The organism is Rhizobium sp. LjRoot98, assembly GCF_964252935.1.
GTDB lineage: Bacteria > Pseudomonadota > Alphaproteobacteria > Rhizobiales > Rhizobiaceae > Pararhizobium.
This window is the reverse complement of record NZ_CAXUPW020000002.1, coordinates 1-18,365: the sequence shown is the minus strand read 5'-3', so window position 1 is coordinate 18,365 and position 18,365 is coordinate 1. Positions and strand designations below refer to the sequence as shown.

At 56.1% G+C, this 18,365-nt stretch carries 16 protein-coding genes; 2 read left to right on the top strand and 14 right to left on the bottom strand.

Features of this window, described 5'->3' with window-relative positions; genetic code table 11:
- The 12 genes from ACSQ3J_RS08780 to ACSQ3J_RS08725 form a co-directional block, all read right to left on the bottom strand.
- Positions 1-2,100 carry a TniQ family protein gene (locus tag ACSQ3J_RS08780; RefSeq protein WP_436038989.1) on the bottom strand — a complete coding sequence of 700 codons (2,100 nt, stop codon included), beginning with the start codon at positions 2,098-2,100 and terminating at the stop codon, positions 1-3.
- Positions 2,097-3,056 (bottom strand): TniB family NTP-binding protein, encoded by a 960-nt coding sequence (locus ACSQ3J_RS08775; RefSeq protein WP_436038988.1) that lies wholly within the window; start codon positions 3,054-3,056, stop codon positions 2,097-2,099. Before ACSQ3J_RS08775 ends, ACSQ3J_RS08780 begins: the two co-directional genes overlap by 4 nt.
- Positions 3,053-5,350, bottom strand: a complete 2,298-nt coding sequence (locus ACSQ3J_RS08770) for a hypothetical protein (RefSeq protein WP_436038987.1) — start codon at positions 5,348-5,350, stop codon at positions 3,053-3,055. The genes ACSQ3J_RS08775 and ACSQ3J_RS08770 overlap by 4 nt, the downstream gene beginning before the upstream one ends.
- Before the next feature lie 10 nt (positions 5,351-5,360).
- Positions 5,361-6,110, bottom strand: coding sequence for a hypothetical protein (locus tag ACSQ3J_RS08765; RefSeq protein ID WP_436038986.1), 750 nt, complete (start codon positions 6,108-6,110; stop codon positions 5,361-5,363).
- Positions 6,107-6,283, bottom strand: a complete 177-nt coding sequence (locus ACSQ3J_RS08760; RefSeq protein ID WP_436038985.1) for a hypothetical protein — start codon at positions 6,281-6,283, stop codon at positions 6,107-6,109. The genes ACSQ3J_RS08765 and ACSQ3J_RS08760 overlap by 4 nt, the downstream gene beginning before the upstream one ends.
- Positions 6,284-6,689: 406 nt before the next feature.
- Positions 6,690-8,645, bottom strand: a complete 1,956-nt coding sequence (locus ACSQ3J_RS08755; protein ID WP_436038984.1) for an AAA family ATPase — start codon at positions 8,643-8,645, stop codon at positions 6,690-6,692.
- Positions 8,646-8,700: 55 nt separating this feature from the next.
- Positions 8,701-9,303 (bottom strand): hypothetical protein, encoded by a 603-nt coding sequence (locus tag ACSQ3J_RS08750; protein ID WP_436038983.1) that lies wholly within the window; start codon positions 9,301-9,303, stop codon positions 8,701-8,703.
- A gap of 252 nt (positions 9,304-9,555) precedes the next feature.
- Positions 9,556-10,011, bottom strand: a complete 456-nt coding sequence (locus ACSQ3J_RS08745) for a DUF411 domain-containing protein (protein WP_436038982.1) — start codon at positions 10,009-10,011, stop codon at positions 9,556-9,558.
- Between the two features lie 299 nt (positions 10,012-10,310).
- The gene (locus ACSQ3J_RS08740; RefSeq protein ID WP_436038981.1) at positions 10,311-13,487 is read right to left on the bottom strand and encodes an efflux RND transporter permease subunit; all 3,177 of its coding nucleotides are present in this window, start codon (positions 13,485-13,487) and stop codon (positions 10,311-10,313) included.
- A complete protein-coding gene (locus tag ACSQ3J_RS08735; RefSeq protein ID WP_436038980.1) occupies positions 13,484-14,911 on the bottom strand; it encodes an efflux RND transporter periplasmic adaptor subunit in 1,428 nt (475 codons plus the stop codon). Before ACSQ3J_RS08735 ends, ACSQ3J_RS08740 begins: the two co-directional genes overlap by 4 nt.
- Positions 14,908-15,264 carry a FixH family protein gene (locus ACSQ3J_RS08730; RefSeq protein ID WP_407692741.1) on the bottom strand — a complete coding sequence of 119 codons (357 nt, stop codon included), beginning with the start codon at positions 15,262-15,264 and terminating at the stop codon, positions 14,908-14,910. The genes ACSQ3J_RS08735 and ACSQ3J_RS08730 overlap by 4 nt, the downstream gene beginning before the upstream one ends.
- A gap of 171 nt (positions 15,265-15,435) precedes the next feature.
- Entirely contained in the window at positions 15,436-15,807 is a 372-nt protein-coding gene (locus tag ACSQ3J_RS08725) for a hypothetical protein (RefSeq protein WP_436038979.1), read from the bottom strand.
- 265 nt (positions 15,808-16,072) lie between these two features.
- Between ACSQ3J_RS08725 and ACSQ3J_RS08720 the strand changes: the two genes are divergently transcribed.
- Positions 16,073-16,294: a heavy-metal-associated domain-containing protein gene (locus ACSQ3J_RS08720; RefSeq protein WP_062583488.1), complete on the top strand. Its 222-nt coding sequence runs from the start codon at positions 16,073-16,075 to the stop codon at positions 16,292-16,294.
- A gap of 179 nt (positions 16,295-16,473) precedes the next feature.
- Here ACSQ3J_RS08720 and ACSQ3J_RS08715 read toward each other — a convergent pair whose 3' ends face one another.
- Complete coding sequence (locus ACSQ3J_RS08715) at positions 16,474-16,992, bottom strand: hypothetical protein (protein ID WP_436038978.1); 519 nt, start codon at positions 16,990-16,992, stop codon at positions 16,474-16,476.
- 60 nt (positions 16,993-17,052) lie between these two features.
- Here ACSQ3J_RS08715 and ACSQ3J_RS08710 point away from each other — a divergent pair, with 60 nt between their 5' ends.
- Positions 17,053-17,634 (top strand): Crp/Fnr family transcriptional regulator, encoded by a 582-nt coding sequence (locus ACSQ3J_RS08710; protein WP_436038977.1) that lies wholly within the window; start codon positions 17,053-17,055, stop codon positions 17,632-17,634.
- Between the two features lie 126 nt (positions 17,635-17,760).
- On the opposite strand, the gene ACSQ3J_RS08705 is transcribed toward ACSQ3J_RS08710, so the two are convergent.
- Positions 17,761-17,958, bottom strand: coding sequence for a hypothetical protein (locus ACSQ3J_RS08705; RefSeq protein ID WP_436038976.1), 198 nt, complete (start codon positions 17,956-17,958; stop codon positions 17,761-17,763).
- Between the last annotated feature and the right edge of the window lie 407 nt (positions 17,959-18,365).

Here is an 18,365-nt window from a genome sequence, read left to right as displayed (position 1 = left end):
TTACGACAAGGCCGCGAATAATTCCTTCAGGCGAGAAATCGACCCGGCCTCGTCGGCGATTGGTAACTCTATTGGAGTGAAATGGGCCGCCTGCCGCTTTCCCTCGAAAACGATGCACCGTGATTTGGTGTTAAACGAAACAAGGAAAGAGAACTTCCTCTTTCCGTTGGTCACGATCTGTCCACTTACCGGCAGTGCAGACGGAAGTTGAAGATAAGGCGGCGAATTTGCGCTGACAGCGCAGACTTCCGTCCAGAAAGTCTCAAACTCAGGATCACTGAATCGAGTAGGATCACGGCTGAGGCCAAATACCGTTGCGAGATCGGCATATCGATAGATCACGTTAACATTCTGGGCGTCGTTGGACAGCCGTTCAAGTAGTGGCGAGATGTTATGTTCGGCCATGAGGCTCATCAATCGACGGAGATTATCCCCAAAGAATGGCAGAATCTCGCGAGCGTTTCGGTATTCCGCCGCAAATTTCTTAACCGAAGCTGCGGTGATTAGCCTTGAGTTTCCAGTCTTTGATCGCGGTTCTAAATGCCCCTCCTCGATCAAGCGGCACAGTGTCGGTCTGTCGACGTTTAATTCCGCTTCGCTTTCGGCAAGTGATAAGACCTGCTTCGAAAACCGAGGTGCGGCGTCAGGCGGATTGATGGCGATTCTGATGCCTTTGAAGCCAGGTTTTCCGATCCCGTTTGACGTAATTTCGTATTGTCCGTTCAGAACTGAAACTGCCAAAGCTCCTGCGCGGATGCTGTTATTCTTAGCGTAGGTGAAAAATGACGAGGAGGCTGATCGATTGTCGTTCATATCGGCGATTTCCAGCGTTCTCAAAACGTTGCAAACATCGATCTCCAGGAAACGAAGGCCCGCAGAGCCATCAGTCGTGACGTCTGCAAATTCTCGTAAATAGCCAGCGCTAACAAGCGCCCGCAGCTCTTGCGACGGCAGGCCGAGTTTCGAGCCAACTTCAACCCGTGTCATCATTCTACGGACATGGAACTCAACAGCATCGGCCTCCGTAGGGTCGAACTTGACTGGCGCTCGATACCATTCTCTCTCTGGAAGAAGCCCGATAGCATCCGCAACAGCTGGCAAACCCCGCCGATTGATGCCAATGCGCTTCGCCAGCTCAGTGAGACCGATTTCACCATTCAAGAAACCAACTGACGTCAATGGTCCTGCAGATGAGCGGGCTTCGAGAGCGAGGGCTTTCCGGAAGACCTTTTTCAAGACCTCCGCGAGCCTCATGTTGTCGAGAACTTGCCTCTGTTTATTCGCCCAACCAAACACAATCGTATAGCCGCGCGTGCGCAGCTCGTTTGGAACGCTAAGTCGAATCCAGGTGCGAAGGCTCTCGACAAGAGCTACAGCGTCAGCACGCAGTGCCTGATATCCCGCTTCCACCATCTCGCTGGTCAGTGGTGGGAGGGTGGAGGACCATGACGAAGAAACAAGTCGGCCGATTAACTGGCAGACAGAAATAACGGACCCAAGATCAACCGAGTCCAGGAGCGGAGCGCGTGTCGGCGGACCGAACCCAAGGCGGCCCACAAGATACGATGAAAATGTCGACAGCCCTTCTTGTCGTGGGTGTCGAGCTGCAAGCAAAGCGCCCGCTGGCGATACCGTCATGGCCGACCACCACCAACGGAGTTGATTGCCCTGATCATCCGTGTCGGTAAGAGGCTGTCCGTGATGAGGACATTCGTGGATTGCGACGATGTCCCACCAAGCACGATGATGAGGACTGTCCTGAAGGCATCCCGGGCACCAGCGACGGGATGAAAATGAAAAGTCTGTCGCATTGAAACGTTGACCAGCCAGTGTCACGCCATCGCCAGATCGTCGAGGAGTTGCGTTCCTCAGTCGATGTTTTTGGATGTCATCAAGCGGCAACCGAAGGATCACATTCAACAGACTTTCCGGATTCATGTACCGCGCGTCGACATCGATCCCATCGCTATAGCGAGTGACGCTGCTGTGGCCCTCGGCGGCAACGAGCCTGGCAAAATACCCGTGAGCTGGCTCATCTTCAGCATTTTCGACGCTCCACCGGCTGAAAGGGGTGGTCCGGATATCGAAGGTGAGCGTCATTCTTCAGGCCCTGCGACGCCTTGGCCGAATGGCTCATATTTCTTTCCTACGCGCCTCCGTTCTCGGGCAGCCTGAGCAAGATGCTCCTTCATGATGCAGGCTGTCCCGTCGTTGATTGCTTCGTACGCGGCGGCCTGCACGATATTCATGACCATCCCGATGGACCCATCAGATACTTCCATGAGGTCAGAGAAATAGCGCAGCGAAGCAAGGTCGGAGAGCGTGCGAAACGGAAGCCGTTGATCAACGCCATGCAAGAAGATGCGGAATTGGTTACGTCCCTCCTGCTCTGAGCTGAAACCATTCACGTAGAACCGGGGAAACCCTCCACGCCCGATCATCTGCATATCAGTTTCCATGGAGCGCTCTACGATAGACGGGCCTGCCAAAAGAATGTTGCAGGCATTCACCTGGTCCAGGAGGTATTTGATCAGCGAAACAAAAACTGTCCGCCTCCGGCCTGCCACCCCGAGGAGGCAGTGGGCATCATCGATAATAATGAGCTTTACGTTGCAATCGACAATGCGCCGCGCTGCCTTCGTGTTCAGTGTTGACGTCTTAATGCTCGGTACAGTTGGGACGCCGGTCGCAAGATAGATTTGCCGCCCAAGTTCCAACGAATCCCAGTCGAGGCGAGCTTGGAGGTAGATGACCTCTTGTTCGAAGCCCTTATCAGTAAGTGCGGCTGGATGTTGTCGTGCGAAATTTTGAAGGATGAAGGTCTTGCCTGAACGAAACTCCCCAATAACGCCAGCCATCCAACCGGTGTCAGCAGCCCCACCTTTAACGGGACGGTGAAATCGTTCGATCTGTTTCGAAACCTCCAGAAATTGCTCATAGGGAAAAAGCACGTTTTTCACCATTGCTTGCCGTTCACCTGGAGGCAGGAGAGCCGCTGCTTCGCGCTCGTCCGTCGTGACAAATGGGGTCGTATGAAAACTCGGAAAAATCGTCATTTCGTGTTGTCCTTGTCGCCAAAAAGTTTCGTGATGTCGTCGTCGTCTTCTGAAAGGTCGAGGTCGTACTTCCTTCCGTCGTCGGGAGCAGAAGGCCTCCGATCCGTGCGTGGTTTTGTGTCTGGCGAGAAAGGAGGGGTCGCCATGGTTGGAGCCTGCGGAACCAGAGAGGCCGGGTTTGCCTCGCCAATGCTCGGGCCGGGACCAGTAAGCTGCATGTGACCAGCGCCGGAGGGATCGTTGTGATCAACCTCGATGACGCGGCTGCGGACGAACTTTTTGGAAGCCTTGGCATGGAAGCGTGCAAGCGCCTGACGCGTTCGTTTGCTTGTCCGCACGTTATTGATCTCAGCAAGACGCCGCGAAAACGAGTCGTAGGCTCCCTCAAAATCACGAGCGTCGCGTCCGTTCTCAAGATTGAATTTCACGATCTGAGTATGCTGATAGAGGCGAAGGCCCTTTGCGTACCAGGCGTCGATGGATTGAATTGGAACGATGATGACCCTATCATTGTGATGGTCGAGCACGTGGATTTCGCCCAAATCGGCAGGATCACGCCATGCCTTGTATGTGGTGGTGTTTACCCCAGGCACAGCTGTCTTATTGCGGGCATCCGCTTGGACGACGATCAAATCGGGGTGCGTGTAAATGAGGTTATCCCAGCGAATGCTACCGTTATGGATGGTAACATCCGCAACGTTCCCCATGGCGCGAACCAAGATGTCTGGATCGGTCGGGCGACGCTGCTTTGCGTGCCGAATGCCCTGCTCCCAAATTTGGTTGGGAACGCCATCAAGGGTACGGAGAATACCAAGTCCTTTATGCGCACTGACATGATAATCGCCACAGATGTAATGGGTCAGGAAGTGGTTGAGTTCACTCAGCGTGATCTTTGGGACGTTGGCGTTCACCTCAAGAAACTTGTCTCGGTCGGCGGGCTTTGACATCGTCGCGCCGGGAAGGTTATGGATCGCATCCTGATTGAGAATGCGGAAAAGCCGCTCCATCGCCCCCTTCTCCCATGGGTGGCCTGGACGATATTCGACCAACTGGATGCCGAGCTGCGAGAGGGTGAAACGAACATGGTCATTGATCAATGCCATGTCATTATCGACGCCAAGTCGCAGGAACGTCCCGTATTGTTTCCATTCGAGACCCGGATACTGCGACATGTCCTTGGGCATGATCGCCATTTTCAATCCTTCGAGGAACGTCTCGAAAGTTGCCCCCTTGAAACTGACGGAGTATCCAAGGAACGAACCAGACTTGCGGTCGCGGAAAACAATGATGTGGGGGCGGCCGTAGATGATCGGCCGTTCATCGTCGACTACGATGACGTCAATCGGCGTGAAGTCGCAATCGACGATGTCGAGCGGATGGTCAGGCAACGCCTGGCGCAGGTAGATGTCGAAGTGCTTTTTCGCATACGCGGGCCCATGCCGCCACAAAGCCTTCTGGACCTTGTCCACACTACCGAAACGCCGCTGAAAAGTTCGATCTCCCGGACGGAAAAACCGGCCTTTGTCGTTGTGAGTAATTGCACGCAGGTAATCGTTCTCGGGCAACCTCAGTAAATCTCTGAAGGCTTCCTTAGCGTCTTTCCAATCCCCACTCTTCAGACGGCATGCGACCTCAACCGCATCCGCCAGAAGCTCTTCAATTTGAGGGCAGAAACGATCCGTACGATTGCCGGAACTCAGCTTCGGGACAATAGCAACCAACGGGTCGAAAGCGCCGTCGCAGTATTGCGCAATCTTACGTTTAACCGTGTTGAAACACGGTGGTTTCTTATCAGCGATCAAGGTTGCGTGTTGTTTGACGGCAAATTCAATCAGCCCTCGCGTCAGCGGTTTCCCAACTTGATCGCTGGCGACAAAGCACGCGTTGACATAGCCAAGATAGCGAGCGCCTTTCTCCTGCTGCGCGTCTGGGATTCTGAACGCGGCTCCTGGTGCGTTGTCGTTGTGACGCTGTCCGGTGTCGGGACGGAGGCGGCGATGCTTCTCCAGGAACACAATCTGCGATGTGGTAAGGTATGCAGCGCTCTGGCTGAGCATGTTTTCCATGATCGCGAGAGCGCCGAATTGATCATCGTAGGTCCAGGAACGAACGACGTAGCGACCGACTCTCAACCTGTCTGCCGAATAAATCTGATAGCGCTCCCCGGCGGCCATTTCGAGCGGCTGATCATTTCGCGCATCCATTGGCGGCGGCAAATCGAGTTGATCTGCCGTCATGATGACTTTCATCGCTTCAGGATTGAGGAATGCGGTAGGGTTTTCGCGGATCGACATGTCGGTCCTCCTACTTCACGGGTTTGCACAGGAGGGAGGTGTCACTGAAGGGGCGAGCGAGATCGATAGAAACCTCACCCATTACAGCCATCTGCATGATGGCGGTAAAAACCCGGTCCACCTCCTCCAGGTCTCGCCTATAAGTGACTGTCTGTCCCGAGAGGTCAGTCACTTCAAAACGAAGCGTGGCCAACTGCAGGCTTTTGCGTACTGAGCCAATGTTCGTGGGGAGGTCGATCTGTGTGATCACCCGACGGACGGCCATTAACGCGTCGTCGTCTTTGACGCGGATGTGCTGATACATGATCTTGAGGTTGGCAAACCGGGGCTGAATATAGATCATGCGTTCATCGTGGACGACGTAGTCTGCGTTCAACTCCCGCCGCGCCACCGTTTGAAGCTCCTCGGTGCGCTTCTTCATCCAGGGCCGCTCCTGTTGGATGGCGAGCGGCCGATAATCGATATAAAGCCGACGGCAATCGCGCATTTCGACACCGAGGTCAAAGATGTGATCGCGCATTTTGAACATTTCGCCGGATTCGCTCGATGCGTATTCGATGCGGATGGGATATGGGCAAATTCGGGAGACGTCCGGGTTCGTCTCCAAATGGATCATGCCATCCGACATAAGAGGCGAGCGTGTTCGCACATAACCACCCTCAACCTTGAGGCTTGGCGCGATGCCAGGCAACGAGGCGTGCATCTGACGCCGCGCCGGTTCGAAAACGGGGACGCTATTTGGTTCGAATCCTGTTTTCATTGGCGGCCGCCCTCACCCCGGCTTGGGATGGTGGTATTGCTGGTCGAGCCAGCGACCTGCTCGACCAGCTCCGAAAGCACCTTGATGACAAACGCGGGCACGCCGAGGCGCGGCAGTTCGCTAAGGGCGACAGCGGATACCTGTCGTGAAAAAATTGATGCGGGATATTTCACACCTTACTCCATCGTCGGCACGACAGCTTCGGTCGGCCAAATGCATTTCGGACTGAACGGGGAATGGTCAGTTCGGTATGCGCGATAGTCGGTGTGTTGAGGCGCAACTGCCCAAACGGCGGCGCTGTTTATCGCTAACCGGGACGGTCATCTTCATCGTTTCTAAAAGTACGTTCATGGCCACCAAATCCACAAGGGTTAGTCGGTGGGCGCTCGGCCTGTCGCGGCCGAGTGGAAACTCAGCGCACGGACAGGCAGCTCGCCCGTAGGTCCATCAATCGAGTTAGCGCTGCTGTTTGCACAGTTAAGTTCTCCAAAACAAACGTGCCTGCAGCTTAGATCATGCAACTTAGAAGAGTCACGACAGACCTATTTTCATGGGTAATTCCTTGCAAATTGTCTGGACTCATTTCGAATTATTTCCTTGGTGAAGCACTAACCCTGACGTCGATCCAGGTCGTTCACCTTGCAGTTGATCGAAGCGTTCAGGCGAAACACGCCCGGTCTCAAACAACTCGTGCGCGAGGCGATCAAGGAAATGACGACGGCTTCTCAAGATGTCGGTGGCGCGAGCCAATTCTTGCTGAAGGACTTTGTTGATGTTTTCCGCCAGCCAAGGATCGGTGATCGAAATTGCCGCCGGTCGGCGGCTTGAAAGCTCCTCAAAATAGCGAAGTTGATCGCCCATGGCGTAGTGAGCCAACATTGCCGTGGCGGTGCTGGTCGCTCGTTCGAGATCGTTGCCTGGACCTGCACCAGCTCCGTCGCCATGACTGCCGAGAACAATTTGTTCCGCCGCAATCCCCGCGAGAAACGTGCAGATTTCATTCAGGTGCGATTGCCTATCTCGAAAAGCGACGACGTTGTGGTGGAACAATGCACCCCCTACGTTCTGCTCGCGAATGCGTGGATTCAATTGGCTTGCCACAGCAATGTCAGCTAACTTTCCATATTGAAGGTATTCACCAACAACGGCGTGTCCTGCCTCGTGCACCGCCACAGATTGACGATAAAATCCGGTCACCTGGAGCAAAACAGGCAAGTGCCCTTTTAAGTCGGCGACTTTGACTTGCCGCTTTTCCATTCGCGCCACGCGCCTCCCATCGCGAGCGAGCTGGGCAAGGTCTGCACCGGACATTCCCTCCGTAAGCTGTCCCAACTCTGCTTTCTCGTCCTCGGCAATGCTCTCGCCGAGATGCTGGCATAAGATCGCGATCCGATCATCTGGGCCAGGCATTGAGATGACAATGTGCTTGTCCAAGCGCCCAGCCCGCCTCACAGCAGGGTCAATCCGATTCGGATTGTTTGTTGCGCCGATGACGACAACGCCTTCTCGCCCTGATGCGCCGTCGATGCATTCGAGCAAACCGTTCACGACTTGCGTCGAATAATTGGCGTTGTCATGGCTGAACCGGTCTCGATCACCGACGGAGTCCAGTTCGTCGATGAACAAGATGGATGGAGCCTTCTCCTTTGCGGTGTCGAAGTCCTTTCGCATCCTTCTCAGCAAATCTCCGAGATGGCCGCTTGCTTGCCATTGCCCCAAGGACGCGGCTACCAAGTGACTGCCGCAGGTTTCCGCCAAGGCCTTCGCGAAAATTGTTTTCCCTGTACCCGGGGGGCCGCTCAAGAGGAGCCCGGTGTCGACATCAGACCAGGCGATCTTGCCGTCTTTCCAATCTTGGAGGTCCCGGGCAAGCTGAAGCCCCCAGTCCTTCGCGGCCCCGTAACCGTGCATGTCTTCAAGCCTGGTGACCTTCACGACCTTTGGCTGCACATGCTCTGGCTCCTCGGGTTTAGGGTCGGCGGGCACCGACCGAAGGCGGCGCATGGTGTTGTCGAAGCTACGGCCGATCCGGAGAGCGCTAACAATGCTGTTGATCGGAAACTTCAAGAGTTGACCCGCCTGTTCGCGGGTCAGAGACATGTTCAACACGACCGCACAAGCAGCCTGAAGATCGCGTTCGCCAATCGGATCGATCTCAAAGATGTGGTCCGCAGCGAGAATGACAGTCGCCGGAAGAGCCTCTGAGGACCAGGTGAGCACGATGGCTCGCCTCTTTTCCCGGCACTCTGTTTCAAAGCGTTCCTCAACTTTCTCAACACTGTCATTCGGGGCGACACAGCTGAAACCAACATCATCGGTGCGACCTCGATCATCGTCTTCAAAGATGAGGTTTGTCATCGCCAAGACGTAGTCGGGGACGGAAGTTTTCTCTGGAACCACCAGAACGATAATACCCGGGCCACCGCTCTTGAACAATCGCGCTGGTCTGATCGCGCGGCACATAGCGCAGTACATTGCGTAGTCTTTAACGCTGGTAAGAAGCCTTTGGCTCCTGGTTTTGTAAGTTTTGGACATGGGAATCCTACTGCTGCAGCGGGTGCAGCTCGAAAATATTAACTGTGGGAATGGCTCAACCGCGCTTGCGGCGAACTTGCGTTTCAGGTCCGATCAAAGCCTCGTCTAGCTCCATCTCGATAAAACGATGGAGTGCAAGGCTCGCCAACCCCGCTATGGGCTTGGTTTCGGTAAAGGCGCTGAGACATTCGGCCACCGAAAGGCTTCCGTTCTCATCAAGCGCTGCGAGCAAACGGATGCGATCCGATAATGCGGTTTCGAAACGCGCATACCGGAGGAGGTCTTTGGCGTTCCTGAGCCGGATCAACGGCAGCGCGGTCCGCTCGACAGGTTCGTATCGGTAACCAGCGCCACCGGCACATTCGACAATGCCGTCGAACTGTCGAGATGGTTCATAGCTCGCGTCGATAAGAACGAGTCCGTCGTCTCGGATAACTTCAAGGTCAGGCCGATGAATTCCAGTCTCGAAATGGAGGGAAACAGACATGCATCTCCAGGACCTGACTTCTTCGTCAACGTCCAAAAGGCACGCAACATCCCTCGCCGCTTGGCTGCGGAACACAGGCGAGCCGTCGCACTTCACGGTGCCGAGCGGATAATAGAATTTGAACGCGGATGGCTGCGTTTCATTCATAGATTTCATGGAGATGCTCATCATGGCCTCTCGGTACGAGATACAAAAACGTGGTCACCGCGAATGCGGAGCGATCAACGTAGTATTCGTAGCGAGGGTGCGCAGAGCTTTGACATGACGAGAACAAATAGAGAACAAAAACACGTATGTCAAGTGGGGATTAATTTCAAATAAAGCGATACCCGCCGATCCGGTAGCGCAATTTGTGCAGGCGGTGTCTGCACAAATCATCACAATATTCCGCCGGTATTCGCAGGATAGCCCCGCTTGGCCAGTTCAAATTTTCGGACTAACCCTCTCATAAAGGGTGCTCGATCCGTCCTTGTTCACCGCATAGACGTCATACGATGCCTTCGGATCGTCGCCCATTCCCAATGATCCCGCTGGCATTCCCGGAACGGCGAGGCCAGCAATCTGCGGGCGTTCTGCCATCATCCTTTTCACTGATTCCACGGGAACGTGACCTTCCACGTAATACCCAGCGACAACCGCTGTGTGGCAGCCTTGCATTTCAGCAGGAACGGCGAACCGCTCCTTGATGATGTTGAGATCGTCCACGTCCTCAGCCTGCACGGAAAAACCAGCCTTTTTCATCGCCTCGGCCCAGGCGTGACAACAGCCACAGTTCGGGTCCTTGTAGACGATCATGCTTTCACCAGCCGCCCGAGCTACTCCGACCATGGAAATCGATCCTGCCGCGAGGACGGAATAGAGGAATTGCCTTCGTTTCATTTTGATTGTCCTTTCCAAAAACGTTAGCCGACGGGAAACCCTGCTAATCGGTCCCCACTGCCGAGCTTCCGAATGCCTAAGGCATTGTCGGAGTTGCGCCGGACCGCAGTCAAATCACACTCACTCACGTTTCGGCGCTGGCTGCTTCCCTCCTAGAAACACCCTCGTCAGCGGAAGAACAGATATTTGACGAGCGCCGCGATTACGAGAACAACGACGGCGAGCCCGATAAGGCCCGCAAGCCCCATCCCCCACATCATGCCGGTGCCCATCATATCTTTCATCATGGCGTCCTCCCTTCATTCGGCCGCCTCGTTCAAGACCACCGATCCGGGCTTCATATCGACCATCCGGAATTCTGTGCTGGCAGGTAGCCGCCAACCCTTGACCAGCCCGTAGATCGCCGGGATCACCACCAATGTCAGGATCGTCGACGAGATCATCCCGCCGATCATCGGCACGGCGATCCGCTGCATGATTTCTGACCCGGCACCTGTGCTCCAAAGAATAGGCACCAGTCCCGCCATGATCGCCACGACGGTCATCATCTTCGGCCGAACACGCTCGACAGCACCGACCATGATCGCCTGCTGGAGATCGAGCCTCGTGAAACCGCGCTCCTCCGCCTCGCATGCGATCCGTCGTTCCTTCAGGGCCTGATCGAGGTAGATTAGCATGATCACACCGGTCTCTGCCGCGACGCCTGCCAAAGCGATGAACCCTACCGCTACCGCGACGGAAGCATTGAACCCCAGCCACCACATCAACCAAATGCCGCCGACCAGGGCGAACGGCAGGGAGAGCATGACAATCAGCGTCTCGGTGAGCGCCTTGAAGTTCAGATAGAGCAACAAGAATATCAGCGCGAGTGTCAGGGGCACGACGATGGCGAGGCGTGCCTTGGCCCGTTCCAGGTATTCGAACTGTCCGCTCCATGCGACCGAATATCCGGAAGGCATCGTCACACTGCTGGCTACGGCGTTTTGTGCTTCCGCGACATAGCCGCCCAGATCACGATTGGCGATATCTACGAAGATGTAGACGGCAAGCTGACCATTCTCTGTCCGGATGGTGGTGGCACCACGGGTAAGCTTGACCTCTGCCACCTCCCCCAACGGTACCGTACCGCCTCCCGGCAACGAAACCAGGATATCCCGCGCAATCGATTGGGGATCGCTTCTAAATGCCCTCGGATATCGGATGGCAACTCCGTAGCGCTCCCTGCCCTCGACCGTCGAGGTCACCACTTCAGAGCCAAGGGCCATGCCAATCACATCCTGAACATCGTCGATGCTCAAGCCGTATCGTCCCAGCGCCGTGCGGTCCGGGATGATATCAAGATAGTAGCCGCCAATCACACGTTCAGCATAGGCACTCGATGTTCCCGGGATCGTTTTCAGGACGGTCTCGATGTCACGAGCAACCCGTTCCATTTCCTTGAGATCGGTCCCATAGACTTTGACGCCAACTGGCGTCCTGATCCCCGTCGACAGCATGTCGATGCGGGCGCGGATCGGCATGGTCCAGGCATTAGAGACGCCCGGAAATTGAAGTGCCGCGTCCATCTCCTGTTTCAAGCTGTCGATGGTCACGCCGGGCCGCCACGCAGATTTCGGCTTCAAGGCGATGATCGTCTCAAACATCTCCGTCGGTGCGGGATCGGTTGCAGTCAGCGCCCTTCCAGCTTTTCCAAAAACCGTTTCGACCTCTGGGAAGGATTTGATGATCCGATCCTGCGTCTGCATTAGTTCGGCAGCCTTAGTGATCGACAAGCCTGGAAGCGTTGTCGGCATATACATGAGCGTGCCTTCGTTCAGGCTGGGCATGAATTCGCTGCCAATCTGACGGGCGGGCCAAATTGTAACGGCAAGTGCCACCATCGCGACGAGGATCGTCAGTGTCTTTGCCTTGAGAACACCTGAGATGATCGGGCGGTAAATCCAGATGAGGAACCGATTGAGCGGATTCTTGTGTTCCGGAACGATCTTGCCCCGGACAAACACAACCATCAATGCGGGCACCAACGTGACCGACAGCAATGCCGCCGCTGCCATGGCGAATGTCTTGGTGAAGGCGAGCGGCCCGAACAACCGCCCTTCCTGTGACTCCAGCGTGAAGATCGGGAGAAACGAGACCGTGATGATCAGCAGGCTGAAGAACAGCGCTGGCCCGACTTCGCTCGCGGCTTTGATCAGAACCTCCGTTCGCGGTTTGTCAGGCGGAGCGCGTTCCAGATGCTTGTGGGCGTTCTCGATCATGACGATGGCCGCGTCGATCATCGCGCCGATGGCGATGGCGATACCGCCAAGGCTCATTATGTTTGCCCCGATCCCCATTGAACGCATCCCGGCAAAGGCGAGCAAGATGCCGATTGGGAGCATGATGATCGCGACAAGGGCGCTACGGACATGGAGCAGGAATGCGATTGTCACCAGGGCGACAACGATGGACTCCTCGATGAGTGTCCCTTTCAGGGTCTCAATAGCGGCGTTGATCAGTTCAGATCGATCATAGACCGGAAGGATTTCCGTCCCTTCCGGCAAGCTGTCCTTGATCGCGGCTAAGCTCTTCTTGGCATTGTCGATGACAGTCAAGGCGTTTGCGCCGAAGCGCTGGAGCACGATGCCGCTCGCGACCTCACCTTCGCCATTCAACTCAGTGATGCCCCGGCGTTCGTCCGGAACCAGCTCAACCCTGGCGACGTCGGAAAGACGCAGCGGGATGCCGCCGTTGGTTTTCAGGACGATGCTCTCGATGTCCTTGATGCCCTGAAGGTAGCCCTTCCCGCGCACCATGAATTCGAACTCGGAGATTTCGACAGTCCGGCCGCCGACATCGCGATTGCTGGACCGCACGGCATCGGCGATATCCGACAGAGAGACGTTCTGGGCCTTCAGACGCGCGGGATCGACGACGATGGAATACTGTTTGACGAAGCCGCCGACGCTGGCGACTTCCGCCACGCCTTCGGACTTCGAAACGGCGAAGCGCACGACCCAGTCCTGAAGCGACCGAAGTTCCGCCAGCGACAGTTCCTTTGCGACAACGGCATACTGGTAGACCCAGCCCACGCCGGTCGCGTCCGGCCCGAGGCTGGGTGACACGCCGTCGGGCAGACGGCTTGCGGCCGCGTTTAGATATTCGAGCACGCGGCTGCGGGCCCAATATGGATCGGTTCCGTCTTCGAAGATCACGTAGACGAACGACACGCCGAAGAACGAGAAGCCGCGCACGACTTTCGATTTCGGCACGGTCAGCATCGAGGTCGTCAAGGGATAGGTGACCTGATCCTCAACGACCTGCGGTGCCTGTCCGGGATAGTCGGTGAAGACGATCACCTGGACGTCGGAGAGATCGGGGATCGCATCGAGCGGTAACGTCCGCAGCGCATAGATGCCGCCCGCGATGGACAGTGCTGCGCCAACGAAGATAAGGACCAGGTTGCGGGCCGACCATGAGATGAGGTGCGCGATCATGGTTTCACCTCGGATGGCGTCAGGGCGCTGAGGGCGGCATTCAGGTTGCTTTCGGCGTCCAACAGGAAATTGGCGGACACGACGATGCGGTCTCCAGATGCAATGCCTTTGATGATCTCGGTCATATCCTCACCCCGGACGCCCAAGGCCACATCCACCGGTTCGAACTTTCCCTCTCCCTTGTCGAGAAACACGATCTGGCGGTCGCCCGTGTCGATAACCGAACTGTTGGGGACGGCGACGACCGGGTTTCCCGCTCCGGCCTCGATTTCGACCTCTGCATACATGTTGGACATCAATTGCCCGTCCCGATTTGGAAGCTCGATCCGGACCTTTGTCGTCCGGGTCTGCATCTGGACCTCCGGATAGATGAGGTCGACCTTGCCCGTAAAAACCTTGCCGGGCAGATTGCGGACGTTAACGGACACGACCGCCCCCTTTCGGACGGCACTCAGTTCGTATTCGGGGACATCAGCGATCACCCAGACCTTGGAGACGTCCGCGATGCGGAACAGGATGTCACCGGCCTCCGCCATCATGCCACTCACCGCCATGCGCTCCAGGACAACGCCATCGCGCGGTGAAGTGTAGCTGATGCTCTGCGGAACCTTCCGTTCGTTTGCGATGCTGGTTATTGTAGCCGTCGGCACACCGAGATTTTTCAGGCGCAGCGCCGAACCAGAATCCGGGCCGGGCTTGCCACCATTGCGCATCTCGGTCGCGTATTCGGCTCCGGCCGTCGCGATCTCCTTCGAATAGAAATGGAAGAGATTTTCGCCTCTTTTGATCCTGTCGCCGGTCGTGACGTCGGCGACGTCCTCAACGAAGGCGTCGGCCCGCATGGAAATGATGCTGACCATGCGCTCATCGAGTGTGACGGTGCCCGGCACCCGGATTTTCCGGCTGACCGTGGTAGTTTCTGCCAGCGCGGTCTTGACGCCGGTCCGCTGCAGCTTTCCGAGGGAGACCCTCACGGTCGAGCTTTCGCCGACCTCCCCGTCATAGACAGGCAAGTAGTCCATCCCCATGGAATCCTTCTTGGGCACCTTGGACGTATCGGGAAGGCCCATGGGATTCCGGTAATATAGAATCTTGCGCTCGGTACTCGCCGACGCTTCATCAGCGGCCGGGAGTACGACACCCTTTTCACCGAAGCTGACGTCCTCGCTTTCACGAACGGCCACGAATGGCCGCCCGTCGTTTGTATTCTTTGGCTCGGCGGAATACTCGGCCAGACCGTCCGGGTGGCTGTAATAGATCACAGCCCCTGTCCCCTCGGGTCTCGGTTCCGCTTCGGCGGCCATGTGACTGGCCCCGAGGTACGCTCCGACGACCGAGACGACATCGCTCTTTCCGGCCCAATAGCCTCCCCCACCGACAATTGCGGCGAGGGAAACCGTGGCAATAAAGCGCGGCGTGGTCACGGCATAGCCTTGAGCACGAGTTCGCCCTGAACCGTTTCCGGTTCTCCCTGAACCTTGGCGGCGATCTGGAATCGCCATCCGCCTTCCATGGAAAGGTTGGTCGTGAAGGTATAGACGCCGGGTTCAGTGGATGCAGCCGCCTCGACGGGGGTGGTCATCGTTTCCATGCCTTCTGGAGCCATATCCATACGGGTGGTGAAGATGACGGCATCGGGAACTGTTTTGCCGGTTCTCTTGTCGACCAGGCGGACGGATACGGTTTCCCCAGCCCCCTGTTTGATGTCGGTCTTGACTGCCTGAAATTCGTAGTCGGTTGCCGCAGCAGAGGAGGCAACTGGAGTTACGAACATCATTGCGCCTGCGAGGAGGACGGTCCCCGCGTTAAAGAGTGTCTTGCTCATGATTCAATGTCTCATCCGGACGGGTCCTGGACCGCGTCCTTAGTCAAAATGGATCGCTGTCAGGACGACCGGTCGCAAGATGCGGACACGGTTTAAATGACAACGCGCTTCAATGACGGGAGATCAGGCTCTGGGAGGGCGAGCGGGCGGATCAATGAATGTGGATGCCAGTTCGGCATGGGGCATCACGCTGAACCGCTGCGCGATCCAGCCTGGTTTTAGCGCCCATTCATGATTATTGGCCGACTGACCAACAATCGCTGTAGTGCATAGCAACGCCAGGGGGCAGGCTTTACCGCAGTCTAGCTTGATGGGCGTTTGTTCCGGGCAGCACGGCATTTCATCCGGCATATCCATGCCAGCCATCGCGACTGGTGCAGACGAAACTGATGACGCCATAGCACCGTCGGCTGCTCCAACGCCGACGGGACCAAGGATGATCCCGAGCAGGGCAGCAATGAAGAATAGCCGGTGCAAGGTCTTCAGAAACGACATGCCCATACTCTGGCACGCGGCGAACGACGTGTGAAGTGGGGTTCACGCAGATGTGTGAGCAAGGGCCTCTCAAGACAACAGTGCAATCATCCAACATAAAACCGATATCATTGCTGCGAAGGTCCTGCCTATTTCGCGGAGTGACGCGCGATCCAAGCGGGCCACAAGTTGGTGAACCGGTTTTCCTAAAATATAGGAAGGCCCTTGACCCTCCCATCGTTGGAAGCCCCACATTGCATCAGTCACATTAATCGGAGACTTTCCAATGTATCATCTCAACATACCGGACATGACCTGCGGTCACTGCGTTAGCACCGTGGAAAAGGCTGTAAAGACCGTCGATCCGAACGCATCGGTGGCTGTCGACCTGGGCACCAAGACCGTATCCATAGAGTCGCAAGTGGCATCCGAAGCATTCATTGCGTCGATTGCGAGCGCCGGATACGGCGCGTCTTTTAAGAAATCCTGCTGCAGCCACGTTGCCTAGAATTGTCGGTCGCAGCTCAACCAGATAAACACGCGCCGTCTCGACGGCGCGTGTGATTGATGCAGAAAGAGAGCTAACGGACAGATCGTATCAAACGAGCCATGTTTCGAAAAGAGTTCATCCGGGGTGATGTGCTCGAACCACTCCTCTTCACCTGCTACATCGCTTGCTTGCACAGATCACTGGGAGTATCCGCGCAGTTCGTTGTACAGCTTGACCTGATCTTCCTTCAGCACGCCCATCATCTCTAAGTGGGCTGCAAGATGGATGGAGCGCAGGTTTGACCGGCTTGTTTCGATCTCGCGAATCCGCTCCCGGAGACTTCTTTGATCTAGAGAGCCCTCGCGAAATCCGTCCTCCAGCGCCATTTCCCCAGCGATCAATCTCCTCCCCTCCTCAATGGCATCACCTCGCATCCTGTCGATAATTCGCAGTGTCGAAGCTTCCTGGTCTGCCGTCAGTCCCAGCTCATGCTGCATCTTCAGAACATGCGAAGGTCCGGGCATGCCGTTCAGCTCGGCGGCCTTCGCCAGCCCCCACCCTCCTCCTTTTTCCAATTCCGCAAGGTCTTCTGCCGACAGGCTTTTGATTTCGCGCAGCTGCTGCCCAACATAAGGCGAAGAATGCGTATGCTCCCCCTGCGCCAGAGCTAGAAAAGGCACAAGCACGGCAAGGAGCGCAACAATCAGAGATTTCATATTTTCACCGGCAGGCTTGTTTCAAGAACGGCAGCTTGCCAACCTATGATCATTGGCGACATGATAGCTATCATGTCAGAGAAAATTATAAGATGTCTGCAGCCCAAGGCCGTTGCTCAAAAGTCCTTCGCAAAAGGCGATCATCTATTCCACCGAGACGATCCGGTGCGCGGGCTGTTCCTCATCACAGGAGGGTGCGTAAACCTCGTCCGCTACCAAGTGGATGGAAACCAGGCGCTTTTGCAGCGCTCGACGGCAGGAACCGTCTTGGCTGAGGCGTCCCTGTTTTCGGACCGGTATCATTGCGACGCTGTGGCAGCGACAGCAACCGATGCGATTCTGGTACCTGTTAACGAGGTCCTGCGACTGCTGGAACATGACCTGATCTTTGCAGGGGAATGGATGGCTCATCTCTCGCGGGAACTGCTGAGCGCGAGGAAGCGGTCCGAAATGGCTGCACTCCGAACGGTCAGTGCCCGCCTGGACGCGTGGATTGCCTGGAACGATGATGCCTTCCCAGCCAGGGGCGATTGGAGAGGTTTGGCAGACGAACTCGGAGTTTCCTCGGAGGCGCTCTATCGCGAACTGTCAAAGCGTAGGCGTTGCGGCCACATCGGCAAGTTGCCCAGGAAGGCTGACTAAGAGCGGCTCGAAGAGAATTGATTGGGGCGGGCCTGCCTGTTGCGGTTTGTCATGGCGGATTTATTTTCGGCATGAAAAACCCGGCTGGTTAGGCCGGGTTCTCGACTATAAGCGGCAGTTGAGCCGCTAGTGCGTGGTGCTGTTTATAAGTGCGTCGATGAGCTTGAGCTGCGAACGGTTGCCGCGCTTGTACTCGTTGATCAGTATCTTTGCTTCTGCAGTCGCATCCTTGCGCAGAATGCGATGCTGAGTGCACCAAGCGTCAAGAACCGTCTGGAGCATATTGAGGTCTTTTGGTGGTATTGCGATATCAGATTGCTGCATCATTTCCCTCCCAAGGATTGACATCTTTTTTGTTGAGAAGCCGCCTCCTCGCGGCCTCCAGCACATGCATCCTTAGCCTAAAGTAGCAGGGGCACAAGATGAAAATGTGACACTTCAGGTGAGGTACGTACCCGTTTTTCAACTTGTGCCCGTCGCTTCTGCGAGACCCATATTGTGGGCGAGAGTAGCCCTGTCGCGCTTTCCCAGAGACCCACCGAATGGCTGCCGAAATGGGCCGACGCGACGTTTATCGCGTTCTTCACTGCCGGGGGTGTGTAGGCCTGACCTTCCCGTTCCCAAAGTGCCGCGATGCATGCTCCGGGTCTTTTTCCAGAAAGAACTGTTTCGCTATTGACCTTACCATCATGGGAAGGATTACTTATATGTGCAGTTCAATGAGGATAGTC

Excerpts from the sequence above, each read along its gene's own strand:
- ACSQ3J_RS08750 (WP_436038983.1), bottom strand. The coding sequence starts at position 9,303 with ATGATGAGCATCTCCATGAAATCTATGAATGAAACGCAGCCATCCGCG.
- ACSQ3J_RS08730 (WP_407692741.1), bottom strand. The coding sequence starts at position 15,264 with ATGATGTTCGTAACTCCAGTTGCCTCCTCTGCTGCGGCAACCGACTAC.
- ACSQ3J_RS08715 (WP_436038978.1), bottom strand. The coding sequence starts at position 16,992 with ATGAAATCTCTGATTGTTGCGCTCCTTGCCGTGCTTGTGCCTTTTCTA.
- ACSQ3J_RS08710 (WP_436038977.1), top strand. The coding sequence starts at position 17,053 with ATGATAGCTATCATGTCAGAGAAAATTATAAGATGTCTGCAGCCCAAG.
- ACSQ3J_RS08725 (WP_436038979.1), bottom strand. The coding sequence starts at position 15,807 with ATGTCGTTTCTGAAGACCTTGCACCGGCTATTCTTCATTGCTGCCCTG.
- ACSQ3J_RS08745 (WP_436038982.1), bottom strand. The coding sequence starts at position 10,011 with ATGAAACGAAGGCAATTCCTCTATTCCGTCCTCGCGGCAGGATCGATT.
- ACSQ3J_RS08775 (WP_436038988.1), bottom strand. The coding sequence starts at position 3,056 with ATGACGATTTTTCCGAGTTTTCATACGACCCCATTTGTCACGACGGAC.
- ACSQ3J_RS08740 (WP_436038981.1), bottom strand. The coding sequence starts at position 13,487 with ATGATCGCGCACCTCATCTCATGGTCGGCCCGCAACCTGGTCCTTATC.
- ACSQ3J_RS08770 (WP_436038987.1), bottom strand. The coding sequence starts at position 5,350 with ATGTCGATCCGCGAAAACCCTACCGCATTCCTCAATCCTGAAGCGATG.
- ACSQ3J_RS08720 (WP_062583488.1), top strand. The coding sequence starts at position 16,073 with ATGTATCATCTCAACATACCGGACATGACCTGCGGTCACTGCGTTAGC.
- ACSQ3J_RS08755 (WP_436038984.1), bottom strand. The coding sequence starts at position 8,645 with ATGTCCAAAACTTACAAAACCAGGAGCCAAAGGCTTCTTACCAGCGTT.
- ACSQ3J_RS08765 (WP_436038986.1), bottom strand. The coding sequence starts at position 6,110 with ATGAAAACAGGATTCGAACCAAATAGCGTCCCCGTTTTCGAACCGGCG.
- ACSQ3J_RS08705 (WP_436038976.1), bottom strand. The coding sequence starts at position 17,958 with ATGCAGCAATCTGATATCGCAATACCACCAAAAGACCTCAATATGCTC.
- ACSQ3J_RS08780 (WP_436038989.1), bottom strand. The coding sequence starts at position 2,100 with ATGACGCTCACCTTCGATATCCGGACCACCCCTTTCAGCCGGTGGAGC.